The organism is Bradyrhizobium sp. CCGB20, from assembly GCF_024199855.1.
GTDB lineage: Bacteria > Pseudomonadota > Alphaproteobacteria > Rhizobiales > Xanthobacteraceae > Bradyrhizobium.
Genome location: NZ_JANADN010000001.1, coordinates 2,895,979 through 2,913,233, shown reverse-complemented (window position 1 = coordinate 2,913,233; position 17,255 = coordinate 2,895,979). Strand labels below are relative to the sequence as shown.

The 17,255-nt window shown below is 64.8% G+C and carries 12 protein-coding genes; 5 read left to right on the top strand and 7 right to left on the bottom strand.

What is annotated here, in order from left to right:
- The first annotated feature begins 90 nt into the window (after positions 1-90).
- The 3 genes from NLM15_RS13495 (at position 91) to NLM15_RS13485 (ending at position 2,856) form a co-directional block, all read left to right on the top strand.
- Positions 91-471: a VOC family protein gene (locus NLM15_RS13495; RefSeq protein WP_254117490.1), complete on the top strand. Its 381-nt coding sequence runs from the start codon at positions 91-93 to the stop codon at positions 469-471.
- Positions 472-769: 298 nt separating this feature from the next.
- On the top strand, positions 770-2,047 hold the full coding sequence (locus tag NLM15_RS13490) for an acyl-CoA dehydrogenase family protein (protein WP_212482965.1): 1,278 nt from the start codon (positions 770-772) through the stop codon (positions 2,045-2,047).
- A 191-nt stretch (positions 2,048-2,238) separates the two neighbouring features.
- Entirely contained in the window at positions 2,239-2,856 is a 618-nt protein-coding gene (locus NLM15_RS13485; protein ID WP_254117488.1) for a flavin reductase family protein, read from the top strand.
- A gap of 80 nt (positions 2,857-2,936) precedes the next feature.
- On the opposite strand, the gene yghU is transcribed toward NLM15_RS13485, so the two are convergent.
- Together yghU and NLM15_RS13475 are read right to left on the bottom strand one after the other, a co-directional pair.
- Positions 2,937-3,815: a glutathione-dependent disulfide-bond oxidoreductase gene (gene yghU, locus NLM15_RS13480; RefSeq protein WP_254117486.1), complete on the bottom strand. Its 879-nt coding sequence runs from the start codon at positions 3,813-3,815 to the stop codon at positions 2,937-2,939.
- Positions 3,816-3,916: 101 nt separating this feature from the next.
- Positions 3,917-5,584, bottom strand: a complete 1,668-nt coding sequence (locus NLM15_RS13475; RefSeq protein ID WP_254117485.1) for an NAD(P)/FAD-dependent oxidoreductase — start codon at positions 5,582-5,584, stop codon at positions 3,917-3,919.
- Positions 5,585-5,839: 255 nt separating this feature from the next.
- On the opposite strand from NLM15_RS13475, the gene NLM15_RS13470 reads away from it, so the two are divergent.
- Together NLM15_RS13470 and NLM15_RS13465 are read left to right on the top strand one after the other, a co-directional pair.
- A complete protein-coding gene (locus NLM15_RS13470) occupies positions 5,840-6,973 on the top strand; it encodes a nitronate monooxygenase (RefSeq protein WP_254117484.1) in 1,134 nt (377 codons plus the stop codon).
- 143 nt (positions 6,974-7,116) lie between these two features.
- Positions 7,117-8,625: an acetyl-CoA acetyltransferase gene (locus NLM15_RS13465; RefSeq protein ID WP_254117483.1), complete on the top strand. Its 1,509-nt coding sequence runs from the start codon at positions 7,117-7,119 to the stop codon at positions 8,623-8,625.
- Between the two features lie 101 nt (positions 8,626-8,726).
- On the opposite strand, the gene NLM15_RS13460 is transcribed toward NLM15_RS13465, so the two are convergent.
- The 5 genes from NLM15_RS13460 to otnI all read right to left on the bottom strand — a co-directional run bounded on the left by NLM15_RS13460 (position 8,727) and on the right by otnI (position 17,250).
- Positions 8,727-9,923: an efflux RND transporter periplasmic adaptor subunit gene (locus NLM15_RS13460; protein ID WP_254117481.1), complete on the bottom strand. Its 1,197-nt coding sequence runs from the start codon at positions 9,921-9,923 to the stop codon at positions 8,727-8,729.
- A complete protein-coding gene (locus NLM15_RS13455; protein WP_254117479.1) occupies positions 9,910-13,089 on the bottom strand; it encodes an efflux RND transporter permease subunit in 3,180 nt (1,059 codons plus the stop codon). Before NLM15_RS13455 ends, NLM15_RS13460 begins: the two co-directional genes overlap by 14 nt.
- Positions 13,090-13,337: 248 nt before the next feature.
- Positions 13,338-15,029 carry a methyl-accepting chemotaxis protein gene (locus NLM15_RS13450; protein WP_254117477.1) on the bottom strand — a complete coding sequence of 564 codons (1,692 nt, stop codon included), beginning with the start codon at positions 15,027-15,029 and terminating at the stop codon, positions 13,338-13,340.
- A 164-nt stretch (positions 15,030-15,193) separates the two neighbouring features.
- Positions 15,194-16,471: a 3-oxo-tetronate kinase gene (gene otnK, locus NLM15_RS13445; protein ID WP_254117475.1), complete on the bottom strand. Its 1,278-nt coding sequence runs from the start codon at positions 16,469-16,471 to the stop codon at positions 15,194-15,196.
- The gene (gene otnI, locus NLM15_RS13440; protein WP_254117472.1) at positions 16,468-17,250 is read right to left on the bottom strand and encodes a 2-oxo-tetronate isomerase; all 783 of its coding nucleotides are present in this window, start codon (positions 17,248-17,250) and stop codon (positions 16,468-16,470) included. Before otnI ends, otnK begins: the two co-directional genes overlap by 4 nt.
- Between the last annotated feature and the right edge of the window lie 5 nt (positions 17,251-17,255).

Here is a 17,255-nt window from a genome sequence, read left to right as displayed (position 1 = left end):
CCAATATCATTTTCGAATGTTGTGGTGGGCACGCTGCGCTTTGCCCACCCTACGGTTTCTGAGTTTGTAAGCGCAGAGGGGAACGGGCAAATGTTTTCGCACATCATGATCGGCACCAACGACCTCGACAAGGCCAAGACGTTCTACGACCAACTGCTGAACACGCTCGAGGTGCGGCCGGCCAGGGTCGACGGCCACCGCATCTTCTACATCACCAAGACCGGCGTGTTCTCGGTGTCGAAGCCGATCAACGGCGAGCCTGCCACTTGCGCGAACGGCGGCACCATCGGCTTTGCCTGCAATTCGCCGGAGCAGGTCGATGCGTGGCACGCAGCCGGCCTCGCAGCCGGCGGCGCCCCGATCGAGGATCCGCCCGGCGTGCGCCAGGGTCCGGGCGGCAAGCTCTATCTCGCCTATTTGCGCGACCTCGACGGCAACAAGATCTGCGCAATGCATCGGCTGCCGAACTGAGCCGGCCACCTCCATCGCTGTCATGCCCCGGCTTGACCGGGGCATCCAGTACGCCGCGGCCTTTCGGTTCAATCATTGCAGTCTCTGGAATACTGGATCGCCCGATTAAATCGGGCGATGACAACGGAGATTGGCGCACAGGCTCACCGAAACTCCGACTCCATTCAAACAACATTTCAAACGCCCTCGCGAAATTCCATCGCATGGCATGGCTCGCGTGAGAAAATACGCGCTCGCGCTTTGGCGGCGCTGCGACTATTGTCCCGGCCAACACGGTCTCAGCGAAACGGGAGGAACAATGACAAAGCACACCTACATACCCCGCACCACCAACTACACCCTCAATCCCGGCGACGAGCTGAACGATCTCCGCATGTCGGACCAGGTCCGACCGCTCTACGATCACGTCAGGAAATTCATCCGCGACACCGTCGAGCCGATGTCGATCGAATTCGCCAAGGCGGGCGAAGGCAAACAAGACCGCTGGAGCTTTACGCCGAAGCAGCTCGAGGTGCTCGAGGTCGCCAAGAATAAGGCCAAGAAGGAAGGCCTCTGGAACTTCTTCCTGCCCGACGACGAGACCGGCCAGGGCCTGAAGAACCTCGACTACGCCTATATCGCCTCCGAGCTCGGCAAGAGCCCGCTGGCGTCCGAGACCATGAACTGCTCGGCCCCCGACACCGGCAACATGGAGGTGCTGGAGCGTGTCGGTACCAAGGAGCAGAAGGAGAAGTGGCTGAAGCCGCTGATGAACGGCGAGATCCGCTCGGCCTATGTCATGACCGAGCCGAACGTCGCCTCCTCCGACGCCAAGAACATCTCGACGACCGCCAAGCTCGTCGGCGACGAATGGGTCATCAACGGCGAGAAGTACTACATCTCCGGCGTCGGCGATCCCCGCTGCAAGATCCTGATCGTGATGGTGAAGACCAATCCAGATGCGGCGCCGAGCAAGCAGCAGTCGCAGATCCTGGTGCCGCGCGACACGCCCGGTGTCGAGGTGCTGGGTCCCATGTACGTGTTCGGACAGGACCACGCCCCGCGCGGCCACATGCACATGCGCTTCAACAACGTCCGGGTCCCCAAGGAGAACATGCTGCTCGGCGAAGGCCGCGGCTTCGAGATCTCGCAGCTCCGCCTCGGACCCGGCCGCATCCATCACTGCATGCGCACCATCGGCAAGGCCGAGAAGGCGCTCGATTTGATGGTGCAGCGTGGCCTTACCCGCGAAGCCTTCGGCAAGAAGATCGCCCATCTCGGCGGCAACATGCAGATCATCGCGCAGGCGCGCTGCGAGATCGAAGCGATGCGGTTGATGGTGCTCAAGGCCGCCAAGGCGATGGACGTGCTCGGCAACAAGGAGGCCCGCGTCTGGGTCTCCATGGTCAAGGCCATGGTGCCGGAGCGCGCCTGCAAGATCATCGACCAGTCGATCCAGATGCACGGCGCCACCGGCATCTCGCACTGGACCCCGCTCGCCGAGATGTACCAGGACGTCCGCCATCTGCGCTTTGCAGACGGTCCGGACGAGGTGCACTGGATGGTGGTCGGCCGGCATGAGCTGAGCATGGCGTGATCCACACTCTCTCTTTCCCCTCTCCCCGCTTGCGGGGAGAGGGTCAGGGTGAGGGGGAGCCTCCGCGAAGACGGTGACAATCGGACTCGCGGAGACTCCCCCTCACCAGAATTCGATCTGCGATCGAATTCGACCTCTCCCCGCAAGCGGGGCGAGGTGAAGAAAGCAAGCTTTCCCCTCCAGGAGCCACCATGGACTACGCCGCCAGCGACCTGACGCCACGCGAGCGCTACAAGGTGCTGACGTCCTTCATCCTGCCGCGGCCGATTGCGTGGGTGACCTCGGTCGGGCCGACCGGAATCGTCAACGCCGCACCCTTCAGCTTCTTCAACGCCTTCTGCGAGGATCCGCCGCTGTGCATGTTCGCGGCGAACCGCAAGCCGAACGGACAGGACAAGGACACGTTCCTCAACATCCAGCGCACCGGCGAGTTCGTGGTCAACCTCGCCGACGAGCCGCTGGCGAAGGCCATGCACGAGAGCAGCGGCGATTTCCCGCCGGACATCGGCGAACCCGACTATCTCGGGCTGAAGCTCGCGCCCTCAACCAGGATTGCCGTGCCGAGACTGGCCGACACGCCCTGGGCGATGGAGTGCAAACTCTGGAAGATGATCGACGTCAACGACGACCGCCGCCTGATCATGGGCGAAGGCATCCACTTCCATATCCGTGACGAGCTGTGGGATGGCGAGAAGATGCGGGTGCACATGGACCGCTATCATCCGATCGGCCGCATGTTCGCCGACCGCTACTGCCGCACGGATGACCGCGTGGTGTTTCCGGCGGCGGAGGGTGCGAAGAAGCCGTAGGGCGGATTAGCGAAGCGTAATCCGCCGAATTTTGACCGCGAAATGGCGGATTACGCCTTCGGCTAATCCGCCCTACACACCTACGTCGCGGGTGCGAGCTTGTCCTGCGTCTTGGTCTCGAAGTCAGACGCATCATGCCGCTCGTGGAGCTGGCTGGCGGGATCGCCGGAGACGCGGTTGACCATGCGGCCGCGCTTGACGGCCGGGCGCTTGGCGATCTGGTCGGTCCAGCGCTGCACGTTCTTGTAGTCCTGCACCGACAGGAATTCGCCGGCGCCGTAGACCAGCCCCTTGGCGAGCGCGCCGTACCACGGCCACACCGCCATATCGGCGATCGTGTACTCCTTGCCCGCGAGGTACTCGTTGTCGGCGAGGCGCCGGTCGAGCACGTCGAGCTGGCGCTTGACCTCCATCGCGAAGCGATCGATGGCGTACTCGATCTTGAATGGCGCGTAGGCGTAGAAATGGCCGAAGCCGCCCCCGAGATAGGGCGCGCTGCCCATCTGCCAGAACAGCCAGGACATGGCGTCGGTGCGGGCCTTGATCTCCTTCGGCAGGAAGGCACCGCCGAATTTCTCGGCGAGGTAGAACAGGATCGAGCCGGATTCGAACACCCGGATCGGCTCCGGACCTGAGCGATCCATCAGCGCCGGGATCTTTGAGTTCGGGTTGATGTCGACAAAGCCGCTGCCGAACTGGTCGCCATTGCCGATCTTGATCAGCCAGGCGTCATACTCGGCACCCTTGTGGCCGAGCGCCAGCAGTTCCTCCAGCATCACGGTGACCTTGACCCCGTTCGGCGTCGCCAGCGAATAGAGCTGGAGAGGATGCTTGCCGACCGGCAGCTCCTTGTCGTGGGTGGCGCCGGCAATCGGCCGGTTGATGCTGGCGAACTGGCCGCCATTCTCCTTGTTCCAGGTCCAGACTTTGGGCGGCACGTAGGCGGGGGCGTCGGTCATGCGGGGGCTCCGGCGGAAAGATGCGCCTGCATTAATTAGCCCGCGAATGGCCGATGACAAGCCCTGCCGGCTCTGCGTCCGGCGCGGGCCTCAGGCCGGCGTCATGCAACCTCGCCTGCTTCCAGCCTGCACGGCCGGGCTGCGGCCTCCATCACGAAGCCCTCGTACCCCTTCGCCGCGACCTCGTCGCAGATCCGGCGGTAAACGCCGACGCCGCCGATATAGGGCATGAAGATGCGCGGCTTGCCCGGGATGTTGGCGCCCATGTACCAGGAATTGGCCTGCGGATAGAGCGTGCCGTGGGCGACCTCGTTGACATGCGCCACCCATTTCTCCTCGGCCTCCCCGCCCGCCTCAATGGTGGCAACGCCCCGCCGGCGCAAGTGGACGAGGCAATCGGCGATCCAGTCGACATGCTGCTCGATCGACACGATCATGTTCGACAGCACCGATGGGCTGCCTGGGCCGGTGATGATGAAAAGGTTCGGAAAGCCCGCACTCATCAGGCCGAGATAGGTCTTCGGGCCTTCCGCCCATTTATCGTTCAGTGTCCGCCCACCCGGGCCGCGAATGTCGATCTTCGCGACCGAGCCCGTCATGGCGTCGAAGCCGGTCGCCATCACCAGCGCGTCGACCGCGTGGTCTACGCCCGCAACGCGCACGGCATTCGCCGTGATCTCTTCGATCGGATTGGTCTTGATGTCGACCAGCGACACATTCGGCCGGTTGAAGGTCGCGAAATAATCGGTGTCGATGCAGATGCGCTTGGTGCCGATCGGATGGCTGTTCGGCTGGAGCAATTTTGCCGTTACGGGATCCTTGACGATCTCGGCGATCTTGCCGCGCACGAAATCCGCCGCGGTGTCGTTCGCGGACCGCTCGAGGCCGAGATTGTTGTAGACATACATGAACGTGAGCCCGCCGCGCTCCCAGCGCGCCGCGTATTTGCCGTTCCTGGTCTCGTCGCTGTCGTCAAGCGCACCGCGATCGGGCTGCTCGGCATGGATTCCGTTGCGCGCGACCTCGCGCGCGAACTGACGGATCTCCGGATATTTCCTGCGAAACGTGTCACGCTCCGCATCGGTCAGGGCGGCATTGCGGGCGGGAATCGAGAAGTTTGCGGTGCGCTGAAATACCGTGAGATGCCTTGCCTGCTCGGCGATGACGGGCGCCGACTGGATGCCCGATGAACCAGTCCCGATGAGACCGACGCGCAGGCCCGTGAAGTCGACGTCTTCGTGCGGCCAGTTGCCGGTGTGGTAGACGGGACCTTTGAAGTTTTCGAGGCCCTTGATGTCGGGCTTGCGCGCGTTCGACAGGCAACCCGTGGCCAGCACGATAAAGCTCGCCTGAACCGTCTTGCCGCCGGAGATCGTTACCGACCAGCACTTCGCGCGCGCGTCGAACGCGGCGCGCTCGACGCGGGTGTCGAACTGAATGTCGCGGCGAAGATCAAAACGATCGGCAACGTGATTGGCATATTTCAGGATCTCCGGCTGCGGCGCATAGCGCTCGCTCCAGTCCCATTCCTGCTGAAGCTCCTCGGAGAAGGAATATGAGTACTGCATGCTTTCGACGTCGCAGCGTGCGCCAGGATAGCGATTCCAGTACCAGGTGCCGCCGACGCCGCCGCCCTGCTCGTAGACACGTGCCGAGAATCCGAGCCCGCGCAGACGATGCAGCATGTACATGCCGGCGAAGCCTGCGCCGACGACCACTACGTCGTAGGCTTCCACGGTTTGGGCCGGACTCGCTTGCGCTGGCGACATCGGTTGGCGCTCCCTCGTTGTTTTCTCTTTGTTTGAGCCAGCATTCTCTCGCCCTCTCGAAAGCGCAAGAGGCAAATCGGCGGACACTGGCCTGCTTATTTTGTGCAGCGGAATGGCTCATCGCTGCGTGGCGCCTGCACGCAAGATGCGCGAGCAAATCCGGCTTGGCATCGCAGGCAACGATGGGTTAGCGTCGAAACGCCTTCGCTCAAGCAAAGCAACAACAGCAACGAAGGCGGCCGCCGGGAGAGAGCCATGAAATCGCCGATCTGCGACATGCTGGGCATCGAGTTCCCGCTGCTCGCCTTCAGCCACTGCCGCGACGTCGTGGCTGCCGTCAGCCGTGCCGGCGGCTTCGGCGTGCTGGGTGCCACCGTGCACACGCCCGATACGCTCGAGCGCGAGCTGAAATGGATCGACGATCATGTCGATGGCAAGCCCTACGGCATCGACGTGCTGATCCCGGAAAACATCGCGACCGCGGGCGAGAAGGACGTCACCTGGAAGAGCCTGGAGGCGCGCGTTCCGCAGGAGCACCGCGACTACACACGCGCTCTCCTGAAGAAGTACGACATCGAGTTGACCACAACCAGCGTTACCGACAACCAGCCGCAGCCGTTCGATGCGAAGACGGCGCTTCAGCTACTTGAGGTCTCCTTCAATCATCCGATCCGCCTGATCGCCAACGCGCTCGGCGTGCCGCCGAAGGCGATGATCGAGATGGGCAAGAAGCACGGCGTGCCTGTTGCCGCCCTCGTCGGCGCCAAGGAGCATGCGCTGCGTCAGGTTGCGGCCGGCGTCGACATCCTCGTTGTGCAGGGCACCGAGGCCGGCGGCCATTGCGGCGAAGTTTCGACCATGGTGCTGGTGCCGGAGGTGATCAAGGCCATCAAGCCGATCCGCGACGTGCCCGTGCTGGCGGCCGGCGGCATCATGACGGGACGGCAGATGGCGGCCTGCATGGCCATGGGCGCAGCCGGTGCCTGGACCGGCTCGGTGTGGCTTGCCACCGTCGAGGCCGAGACCACGGAGATCTTCCGCGAGAAGATGATCGCGGCTTCTTCCCGTGACGCGATCCGCTCGAAGGGCCGCACGGGAAAGCCGGCGCGACAACTCCGCTCGGTCTGGACCGATGCCTGGGACCGCGCGCCGGAAAGCCCGGGTGCACTGCCGATGCCGCTGCAAAGCATCGTCAGCCGCGACGCCTTCAACTCGATCGACCGCGCGGCAGCGAGCGGCAACGCGAAGGCGCGCGATCTCGTCAGCTATTTCGTCGGCCAGGGCGTCGGCCTGATCGACAGCGTGAAGTCGGCTGGCGCCGTGGTGCAGGAGTTCAAGGAAGATTTTGCCGAAGCCGTCGAGCATATGAATGCGCTAGTGGCGGAGTAGCATGGTGTAGCCCCTCATGGTGAGGAGGCGCGCAAGCGCCGTCTCGAACCATGAGAGCCCGCGGCCCATCCTTCGAGACGCCTGCCTTGCGGGCTCCTCAAGATGAGGTCGGTGATTTCTGAGAGAGCGAAGAAGCAAGACCAATGACAACCGTTTCCCCTGACCGCATCCCTGTCATCGTCGGCATCGGCGAGATCGTCGACCGCCCCAAGGAGATCACCGCAGGCCTCGAGCCGCTCGATCTGCTCGAACAGGCGCTGCGGCGCGCAGAGGCAGATGCCGGCGCAAAACTGCTTGGCGAGGTGCAGTCGCTCGATGTCGTCAACTTCCTGAGCTGGCGCTATCGCGATCCGGAAAAGCTTTTGGCGCAGCGGTTCGGGATCACGCCCGCGCATTGCTATTACGGCCCGGTCGGCGGCGAGAGCCCGATCCGCTACATCCACGAGGCGGCAAAGCGCATCGCGCGCGGTGAATGCACGGTAGCGGCAATCTGCGGGGCGGAGGCACAGTCGACCGCGACCAAGGCGGAGCGCGCCGGCGCAAAACTGCCGTGGACGCCGTTCGCGCATGATGTCGAGGAGCCCAAGCGCGGTGCGGCGTTCCAGAAGCCGCTTGCCGTGAAGCTCGGCGTGTTCCGCCCTGTGACCGTTTATCCCTTCTACGAGGCCGCCTCCTCCGCGCATTGGGGCCAGACGCCACGCGAAGCGATGGCGGAGTCAGGCACGCTGTGGTCGCGCTATTCGCAAGCCGCCGCCCAAAATCCCAACGCCTGGCTGAGCCGGCGCTATGCGCCGGACGAGATCACGACGCCGACCGCGGACAATCGGCTGATCGCGTGGCCCTACAACAAGCTCATGGTCGCCAATCCCAGCGTCAATATGGGCGGTGCGCTGCTGCTGACCAGCCTCGCCAAGGCGCGCGCGCTCGGCATCGCGGAGGACAAGCTGGTTTTCCCGCTCGGCGGCGCCTCGGCGGAGGAGCCGCGCGACTATCTCCTGCGCGACCAGTTTTACGAGAGCCACCCGCAGAACGCGGTGCTGAAAGCGGTGATGGACCTCGCCGGCGGCGACGGCGGGAAGTTCGACGCGATCGAGCTCTACAGCTGCTTCCCCTGCGTGCCCAAGATGGCACGGCGCACGCTGGGCCTTTCCGCCGACGTGCAGCCGACCGTGACCGGCGGCCTCACGTTCTTCGGCGCGCCGCTCAACACCTACATGACGCATGCGGCCTGCGCGATGGTGCGGCGCCTGCGCGAGGGCGCGAAGCTCGGCCTGCTTTACGGCCAGGGCGGCTTCGTCACCAAGCACCACGCGCTGGTGGTGTCGACGACGACGCCGCGCGAGGCCCTGGCGCAGGAGACGAGCGTGCAGGCGGAAGCCGACCGCAACAAGCGCGCGGTGCCGGAGTTCGTCACGGAGTCGAGCGGCAAGGGCAAGGTGGAGAGCTTTACCGTGCTCTATGGCCGTGGCGGCGATGTCGAGCACGGTGTGGTGATGCTGCGCACGGAAGATGACCGGCGCACGCTGGCGCGGATTCCGGCCAGCGATAGCGCGACGCTGGCGCATCTGCTGAATATGGATCGTACGCCGGTGGGGTCGCTGGGCGAGATCACGATGGCCGCCGATGGCGTGCCGGAGTGGCGGGTGGCGTGATCTCGTAGGGTGGGTTAGCCGAAGGCGTAACCCACCACTTCTGTCTCCGCGGAAATCAAAGAGGTGGGTTACGCTTCGCTAACCCACCCTACGAGACAGTCTCAGCTCTTCGGCGCCTGCTTCTCCGACGCCGTCGCCGGCTTGCCCTTGGCGCCGACGACGCGGACTGCATCGCCGTCGGAGAGGCCGTCCGGCGGGGCGGTGATGACGCGGTCATCCGCGGCAATCCCCGAGGCGAGCTCGATCTCGCGGCCGAGGTCGCGGGCGATGGTCACCGGCTTGAATAGCACCTTGTCGTCCACGCCGACCGTTGCGACACGCAGGCCGCTGCCATTGAAAATGAGAGCGCTGGCGGGAATGCTGAGCGGTGCGGAGTCCCGCTGCAGGCTGAGCTTCACGCTGGCATAGCCGCCGGGCATCAGCTCACCCGAGGTGTTGTCGAGCCCGAGCTGCATGCGCGTCGTGCCCGAGGCGACGTCAACGGCCTGCGACGAGGCTTCCACCGTCGCCTGGAACGTCCGGTTCGGATATTCGGGCAGCGCGATGATGGCCTTGGCGCCCATCTTGATCGCCGGAACGTAGTTCTGGGGAACGTTGATGTAGACGCGGAGCTTGGTGATATCCGAGACCACGAACATCGCGGGGCCCGAGCCGCCGCCGGAATTGATCAGCGCACCGACGTCGGTATCGCGCGCCGTGACCACGCCGTCGAACGGCGCGGTGATCTTCTTGTAGCCGGCCAGCGCTTCCAGCCGCTCGACATTGGCCTGGCCCGAGCGAACCGCCGCGTTCTTGTTGGAGAGATCGGCGGTGCGCTCGTCGATTTCCTGCGCGGAGACGAAGTTGGAGGCGACCAGCGTCTTGCGGCGGTTGAGGGTCGCTTCAGACAGCCTTGCGCTGGCCTGCTGGCTGGCGAGGTCGGCGCGGGCCTGCAGAAGTTGCTGGTCGAGGTCGGGGGCCTCGATCTCGGCGATCACCTGCCCGGCCTTGACGCGCGCGCCGATGTCGGCGCTCCAGCTCTTCAGGTAACCGGGGACGCGGGCAAAGATCGGCGCGCGATAATAGGCTTCGAGGCGGCCCGGCAGGTCGATGGTCGAATTGAGAGCCTTGGCGTTGGGCAAGGTCACCGCGACACTCGGCACGGCCTGATCGTCGGTCCATTCCTTCAGCTTGGAGCCCTGCTCCTCACGGGCGCGAATGCCGGTGCCCACGACAAGGCCTGCCGCAATCAGCGCCACCACGCCGAAGATGCCCAGTTTCCGGTGCGACACCGGGGAGCGGGGTTCAGTGGGCGACATGCGTGGTCTCCAATGGGGCGGCGGCTTTGGCGCCTTGTTTCTTGTGTACCATACTGAACACCACGGGAACAAACATCAGCGTGGCGAAAGTTGCAAAGATCAGGCCGCCGATCACGGCGCGGCCAAGTGGCGCATTCTGCTCGCCGCCCTCGCCCAATCCCAGGGCCATCGGCGCCATGCCGATGATCATGGCGAGCGCGGTCATCAGGACCGGGCGGAACCGGACGAAGCCGGCTTCGAGCGCGGCTGCGATGGGATCGCCGAGCTCCTCGTAGCGCTCGCGGGCGAAGGAGATCACGAGCACGCTGTTGGCGGTGGCAACGCCCATGCACATGATGGCGCCGGTCAGCGCCGGCACCGACAGCGTCGTCTCGGTCATGAACAGCATCCAGACGATGCCGGCGAGCGCGGCCGGCAGGGCCGTGATGATCACGAACGGATCGGACCAGGACTGGAAGTTCACGACGATCAGGAAGTAGATCAGCACGACCGCCCCGAGCAGGCCGAACAGCAGGCCGGTGAAGGCGCTGTTCATGGTCTGCACCTGGCCGAGCAGCACCACGGAGGAGCCCTTCGGCACCTCCTTGGCGGTGTCGGCGATCACCTGGCGGATGTCGGCGGCGACCGCGCCGAGGTCGCGGCCCGAGGTCGTGGCAAATATCTGCACCATCGACTGGATGTCGTATTGCGACACCACCGCGCTCGAGGTCGAGCGCTTGATGTCGGCGATGCCGCCGAGGATCGGCGACTGCGCATTGCCGGCGGCCGTGATCGGCAGCGTCTGGAGCGCGCTGAGCGAGTCGATCTGGTATTGCGGCGTCTGCATCACGATCGAGTAGGACACGCCGTTGTCAGGATTGAGGTAGTAGGTCGGCGCCACCTGCGAGGAGCCGGCGAGATTGACCACGAGGCTGTTGGTGACGTCGCGTTCGGTCAGGCCGACATATTGCGCGCGGGTGCGGTCGACGTCGATGTTGAAGGTCGGGTTGTTCGGCGACTGCTGGATGCGCGCATCGGCAACGCCCGGAATCTTGCGGACCTTTGCCAGCAGATTGTTGGCGTAAGCGAAGTTGGCGCTGAGATTGGCGCCGCGGATCTGCAGGTCGATCGGCGCCGGCGCGCCGAAGTTCAGGATCTGGCTGACAATGTCGGCCGGCAGGAACGCGAAGCTGACGCCGGGGAACAGCCGCGGCAGCTGCTCGCGCAGCACGCGCACGTGCTCTTCCGTAGGCTTGTGGCCTTCCTTCAGCTTGATCTGGATGTCGCCGTCCTGCGGGCCGATCACGCCGGTGTTGTTGTAGGTCATGTTGATGCCGGAGATCGGCATGCCGATGTTGTCGGTCATGGTCTCGATCTCGCCCGGAATCAGCTTGCGGACCGCCTTCTGCACATCCGCGAGCTGGTTGGCGGTCTCCTCGACCCGCGTGCCGACCTGGGTGCGGACATGCATCAGGATGTTGCCGGCATCGACGGCCGGAAAGAAGTTGCGCCCCAGGAACGGCACCAGCGCGAAGGACGCGCCGACCACGCAGAGGAAGCCGATCACGAACACCGCACGGTGCGCGAGCGCAAGCCCCAGCAGATTGTGGTAGCCGCCGCGAATGCGCTCGAACCGCTTCTCGAAGCCGCGCTGGAACCAGACCAGCGGATTGCGCGATTTCGGCGGCGCGCCCTCGTGATGGACATGCGGTTTCAGCAGGTAGTTCGCCATGGTCGGCACCAGCGTGCGCGACAGGATGAACGACCAGATCATCGCGAACATCACCGCTTCGGCCATCGGCACGAACAGGAAACGCGCGACGCCGGAGAGGAAGAACATCGGCACGAACACGATGCAGATGCAGAGCAGCGAGACGAAGGCCGGCGTCACGATCTGGTTGGCGCCGTCGAGGATCGACTGCTCGACCGGCTTGCCCTGCTCCAGATGGTAGTTGATGTTCTCGATGGTGACGGTGGCGTCGTCGACGAGGATGCCGACTGCGAGCGCGAGGCCGCCGAGCGTCATGATGTTCAGCGTCTCGCCGATCGCCGACAGCATGATGATGGCGCCGAGCACCGACAGCGGGATCGAAACCGCGATGATGATGGTCGAGCGCCAGCTGCCGAGGAACAGCAGGATCATGACGCTGGTGAGCAGCGCCGCGATCACGCCTTCGAAGGCGACGCCCTCGATGGCGCCGCGGACGAATACCGACTGGTCGCCGATGAAGCCGATCTTCAGCGCGTCCGGCAGCTGGTCCTTGACGTCGATCACCTTCTGCTTGATGCCGGCGATGATGTCGAGCGTCGAGGTCGCGCCCGCCTTCAGCACCATCATCAGCACCGAGCGGTTGCCGTCGACATGCACGATGTTGGTCTGCGGCGGATTGCCGTCGCGCACGGTCGCGACGTCGCGCACATAGACCATCGCGCCGTTGACGGTCCTGATCGGCAGATTGCCGAGCTCGTCGATCCGAAGCGGCGAGTTGTTGAGCTGAATGTTGTACTCGAAGGTGCCGATCTTCTGGGTGCCGACCGGCGTGATCAGGTTCTGCGCGGCGAGCGCATTGGCGACGTCCTGGCCGGACAGGCCGCGGGCCTGGAGCGCCGTCGGATCGAGGTCGATCTGGACCTGGCGCTGCTTGCCGCCGAACGGATAGGGGATCGCCGCGCCGGGCACGGTCACCAGCGGCGTGCGGAGCTGGTTGATGCCGATGTCGGCGAGGTTCTGCTCGGTCAGGCCGTCGCCCGACAGCGCGACCTGGATGATCGGCACGGTCGAGGCGGAGTAGTTCAGGATCAGAGGCGGCGTTGCGCCCGGCGGCATCTGCTTGAGCAGCGTCTGCGAGATCGCGGTGACCTGGGCGTTGGCCGTGCGGATGTCGACGTTCGGCTGGAAGAAGATCTTGATGATGCCAAAGCCGTTATAGGAGTTGGCGGTGATGTGCTCGATGTCGTTGACCGTCGTCGTCAGCGCGCGCTGGAACGGCGTGGTGATGCGGCCGGACATCTGGTCCGGCGGCAGGCCGGTGTACTGCCAGACCACGCCGATCACGGGGATGCGGATGTCCGGGAAGATATCGGTCGGCGTCCGCAGCGCGGCCAGCGGTCCGATGATCAGGAGCAGCAGCGCGAGCACGACAAACGTGTAGGGCCGGCTCAGGGCAATACGGACCAGAGCAATCATTCGTCAGGCAATTCCAAAATCGGGGGACAGGGAACACGCCCCACGGGTTCCTGAGGCTGATTTACCCGAACCCTGCTGAAATGGCCAACGGCGGCGCCGTCACACCCGGTCACTTCCCTGCTATCGCACCGCGAAAATCGCATTCCAGATATGCAGCCTCTGCCCGGAGATTACAGCAATGGCTTACACCCACGTAAAAAAGCGGCGCCCGGAGGCGCCGCTTTCAAAACTGCGATCCGTTTTCCAGTTTACGCCGCGCGGACGTTGGTCAGGAACTTGCTGACCTCGGTCTTGAGCCGGCTCGAGTCGTTGGACAGCATCTGCGCTGCCGAGAGCACCTGCGAGGAGGCCGTGCCGGTCTCGGTCGCACCGCGCTGCACATCGGTGATGTTGGACGAGACCTGCTGGGTGCCCTGCGCGGCCTGCTGCACGTTGCGGGCGATCTCCTGGGTCGCTGCGCCCTGCTCTTCCACCGCGGCGGCAATCGCCGAGGAGATTTCGGAGAGCCGCTCGATGGTCGAGGAGATCTCCTTGATGGCGCCGACCGAGTCGTTGGTCGCCGCCTGGATGCCGGAGATCTGCTGGCCGATCTCGCCGGTCGCCTTGGCGGTCTGCTCGGCGAGCGCCTTCACCTCGGAGGCGACTACCGCGAAGCCGCGACCGGCTTCACCGGCACGCGCCGCCTCGATGGTGGCGTTCAGCGCCAGCAGGTTGGTCTGGCCGGCAATGGTGTTGATCAGCTCGACGACGTCGCCGATGCGGGAAGCCGCCTTGGACAGCTCGCTGACGCGCTCGGTGGTGGCACGAGCCTGGCCGACGGCATCGCCTGCCATCCGGGCAGATTCCTGCACTTGGCGGCTGATCTCGCCGACCGACGAAGCCATCTCCTCGGTGGCCGAGGCCACCGACTGCACGTTGGTCGAGGCTTCCTCCGAAGCACCGGCAACCGTGGTCGCCAGCCGCTGCGAACGGTCGGCGGTCGACGTCAGCGTCGAGGCGGAGGCCTCTAACTGGGTCGAGGCCGATGACACGGTCTGGACGATCTCGCCGATCATCGTTTCGAAATCGCGGGTGATGTTGTCGACGCGGCGGCCGCGCTCGATCTTGGCCTCGGCATCGGCCGCGGCGGCCTCGTCGGCGGCCTTCTTGGCGATCAGCGCCTCCTTGAAGATCTGGAGCACGTCCGCCATGGCGCCGATCTCGGTCTTCTCGCCGCGATGCGGGACTTCGGCGGAGAGGTCGCCCTTGCCGAGCGCCTGCATCGGCTCGATGATCGAGTTGATGCCGCTGGACACGTCGTGGACGAGGTAGAAGCCGACGCCGATCCCGATGATGACCGCGGCGCCGAGAATGATCGAGACCAGCATGAAGGCATAGTAGTAGCTGTCCGCAGCGTCCTGCGCCGCCTGATCGCCACCCCTGGTGTTGAGCTCGATGTCCTTCATCAGGACCTCATCCGACGCAAGGCCGATCTTGTTGACCGTCTTGGTGTTCAGCTCCTGGGCGTCATGCGGGACCTTGCCGGCCTCCTTGCGAGACAGCGCAAAGACCTCTTCGGTCCCCTTCTTGTAGTCGTCCCAGAGCTTGGCCCATTCGCCATAAAGCCTCCGCTCCTCGGGCGAGGTGATCATCGGCTCGTAAGCCTTGCGGGCCTTGGCGAGAGCCTCCAGCACGGTGCCGGCGGTCTTTTCGTTGGTGAGCTTCTCCTCGAGGGTCTCGGCCAGCATGTGCTGGCGCACCACGTTGCGATAGGTGATCACACTGGCGCGGAGCTCGCCGAGCACGCGGACGCTGGGCATCCAGCTCGTGGTGATGTCTGTCGTATTGGCGTTCATCGACCGCATTTTCATGACGGCGAACAGGCCCATGCCGGCCATCGCGACCAGCAGGAACGCCACAACACTGATGATCTTGGCGCGAATGGAGATGGTGGCGAGCATAAGCTGTCTCTTTGCGTTGGCGCGATGGCGCGTCCGGAAATGGTGGATCAACCAAAAGGCGGCGCCGACATCCAACAACAAAGCGACTGAGCAGTTGTTAACTACGACTCCGTACGAGTACGGAACCCTAAAGAAATGAATGAGGGACTAAAAACGCCCTGCGCTCAGCGCATGAGCCCAAGCGCGTCCGAGAAAAACTCCGGCCCGCCGAAATTTCCGGACTTCAGCGCGAGCAACATGTCGCCTGCTTGAGCGCCGACGGCACGCAGCACCGGAACGCCGGCCGCGATCTCCGCGCCGACCAGGAAGCCGGGAATCCCGAGCCGATCGACGACCGCGCCGGAGGTCTCGCCGCCAGCTACGACCAGCCGCCGAACACCTGATTTCACTAGGTTTTCCGCAATGTCGGCCATCGCCTGCTCGATGGCGTGACCGGCCGCATCGCGGCCGTGGCGCGCCTGCAAGGCGGCGACCTGATCCGGTGTGGCGCTCGACGCGATCAGGACCGGACCGTCAGCTAGTCGCGGCCTGGCCCAGGCGATCGCACGCTGCACTTCGTCCCCTCCCGTAAGAATACGGTCCTGATCGAGATGGAGCACCGCCATTGCGCGCTCGGCATTGGCGATCTGCTGAAGCGTCGCCTGTGAGCAACTTCCGGCGAGACAGGCCGCCGGTCCGCCGACGGCTGCGTCCGCCCCAGTGCTGCCAGCGGCCGACTTGACCTTGCCCGTCGAGACCAGCGCGCGCGCCAGCCCGAGACCGATGCCGGAGGCGCCGACCGACAGCCGATGTTCGGCGGCAACGAGACCGATGGTCTCGAGGTCGCGATCGAACACGGCATCGATGATGGCGGCACCGACGCCCTTGCCCGACAGTTCGGCAAGCTTGGCGCGCACGGCCTCCGCGCCACGAGCGACGGTCGCAAGATCGACCAGGCCCACTTGCGCCCTGCTCTGGCGTGCCAGCACGCGCACCAGGCTCGAATCGCGCATCGGATTGAGCGGATGGTCCTTGAGCGGGCTCTCGTTCAGCGGCACGGCGCCGACGAAAAGGTTGCCCTGGTAGACGGTGCGGCCGGTCTCCGGGAAGGCCGGCGTCACCAGCACGGTGCCCTCGCTACCATCGGCGCGCAGGGCGTCCATCACCGGGCCGATATTGCCGGCATCGGTGGAATCGAAGGTCGAGCAGATCTTGAACAGCACGTGGCTCGCGCCGTGGCCGCGCAGCCATGTCTCCGCCGCGCGCGAACGCGACACGGCAAGGCCGGCCTCGATCGAGCGGCTCTTCAGCGACACCACGACGGCGTCCACCTCGGGCAGCGTGAGATCGTCCGCGGGTACACCGATGGTCTGCACGGTGCGCAGGCCCGCGCGTGTCAGCGTGTTGGCGAGATCAGAGGCGCCGGTATAGTCGTCGGCGATGCAACCCAGCGCAAGCGTCACGGCTTCACTCCCGCATACGGTTTGAACCAGGCGAGGCCATCGGTGGTCTTGCCGCGCGGATTGTATTCGCAGCCGACGAAGCCGGTATAGCCGAGCCGGTCGAGTTCGGCGAACAGGAACGGATAGTTCAGCTCTTCGCCGTCCGGCTCGTTGCGCGAGGGGATGCTGGCGATCTGGATGTGGCCGATGATCGGCATCATCTCGCGCAGGCGCATGGTGACGTCGCCGTGGATGATCCCGCAGTGATAGATGTCGAACTGGAGCTTCAGGTTCGCCAGCCTCAGTTCCTGGATCAGGTCGCGCGCGAAGCCGAAATCGTTGAGGAAGTAGCCGGGCACGTTGCGCGCATTGATCGGCTCGAGCACGATATCGATGCCATGAGGCGCGAAGAATTCCGCGGCCCATGCCACCGACTTGTAGAACGCCTCGATCGCAACGCGCTCGCCGCGATTGGCGATGCCCGCCATCAAATGAAGGCGTTTGACGCCGGTCGCCTTGGCGTAAGGCAGCGCCGTCTCAAGGCTCGCCTTGAGATCGGAGAACCGCGAGGGGAGCGCCGCAAAGCCCTTCTCGCCGGCATTCCAGTCGCCCGGCGGCAGATTGAACAGCGCCTGCGTCAGCCCGTTGCGCTTGAGGCGCTCGCCGACCACGTCGGCCGGGTGCTCATAGGGAAAGAGAAACTCGACCGCAGTGAAGCCCGCTTGCGCGGCGGCGTCGAAGCGGTCGAGGAACGGCACCTCGGTGAACATCATCGAGAGGTTGGCGGCAAAACGGGGCATCGGAT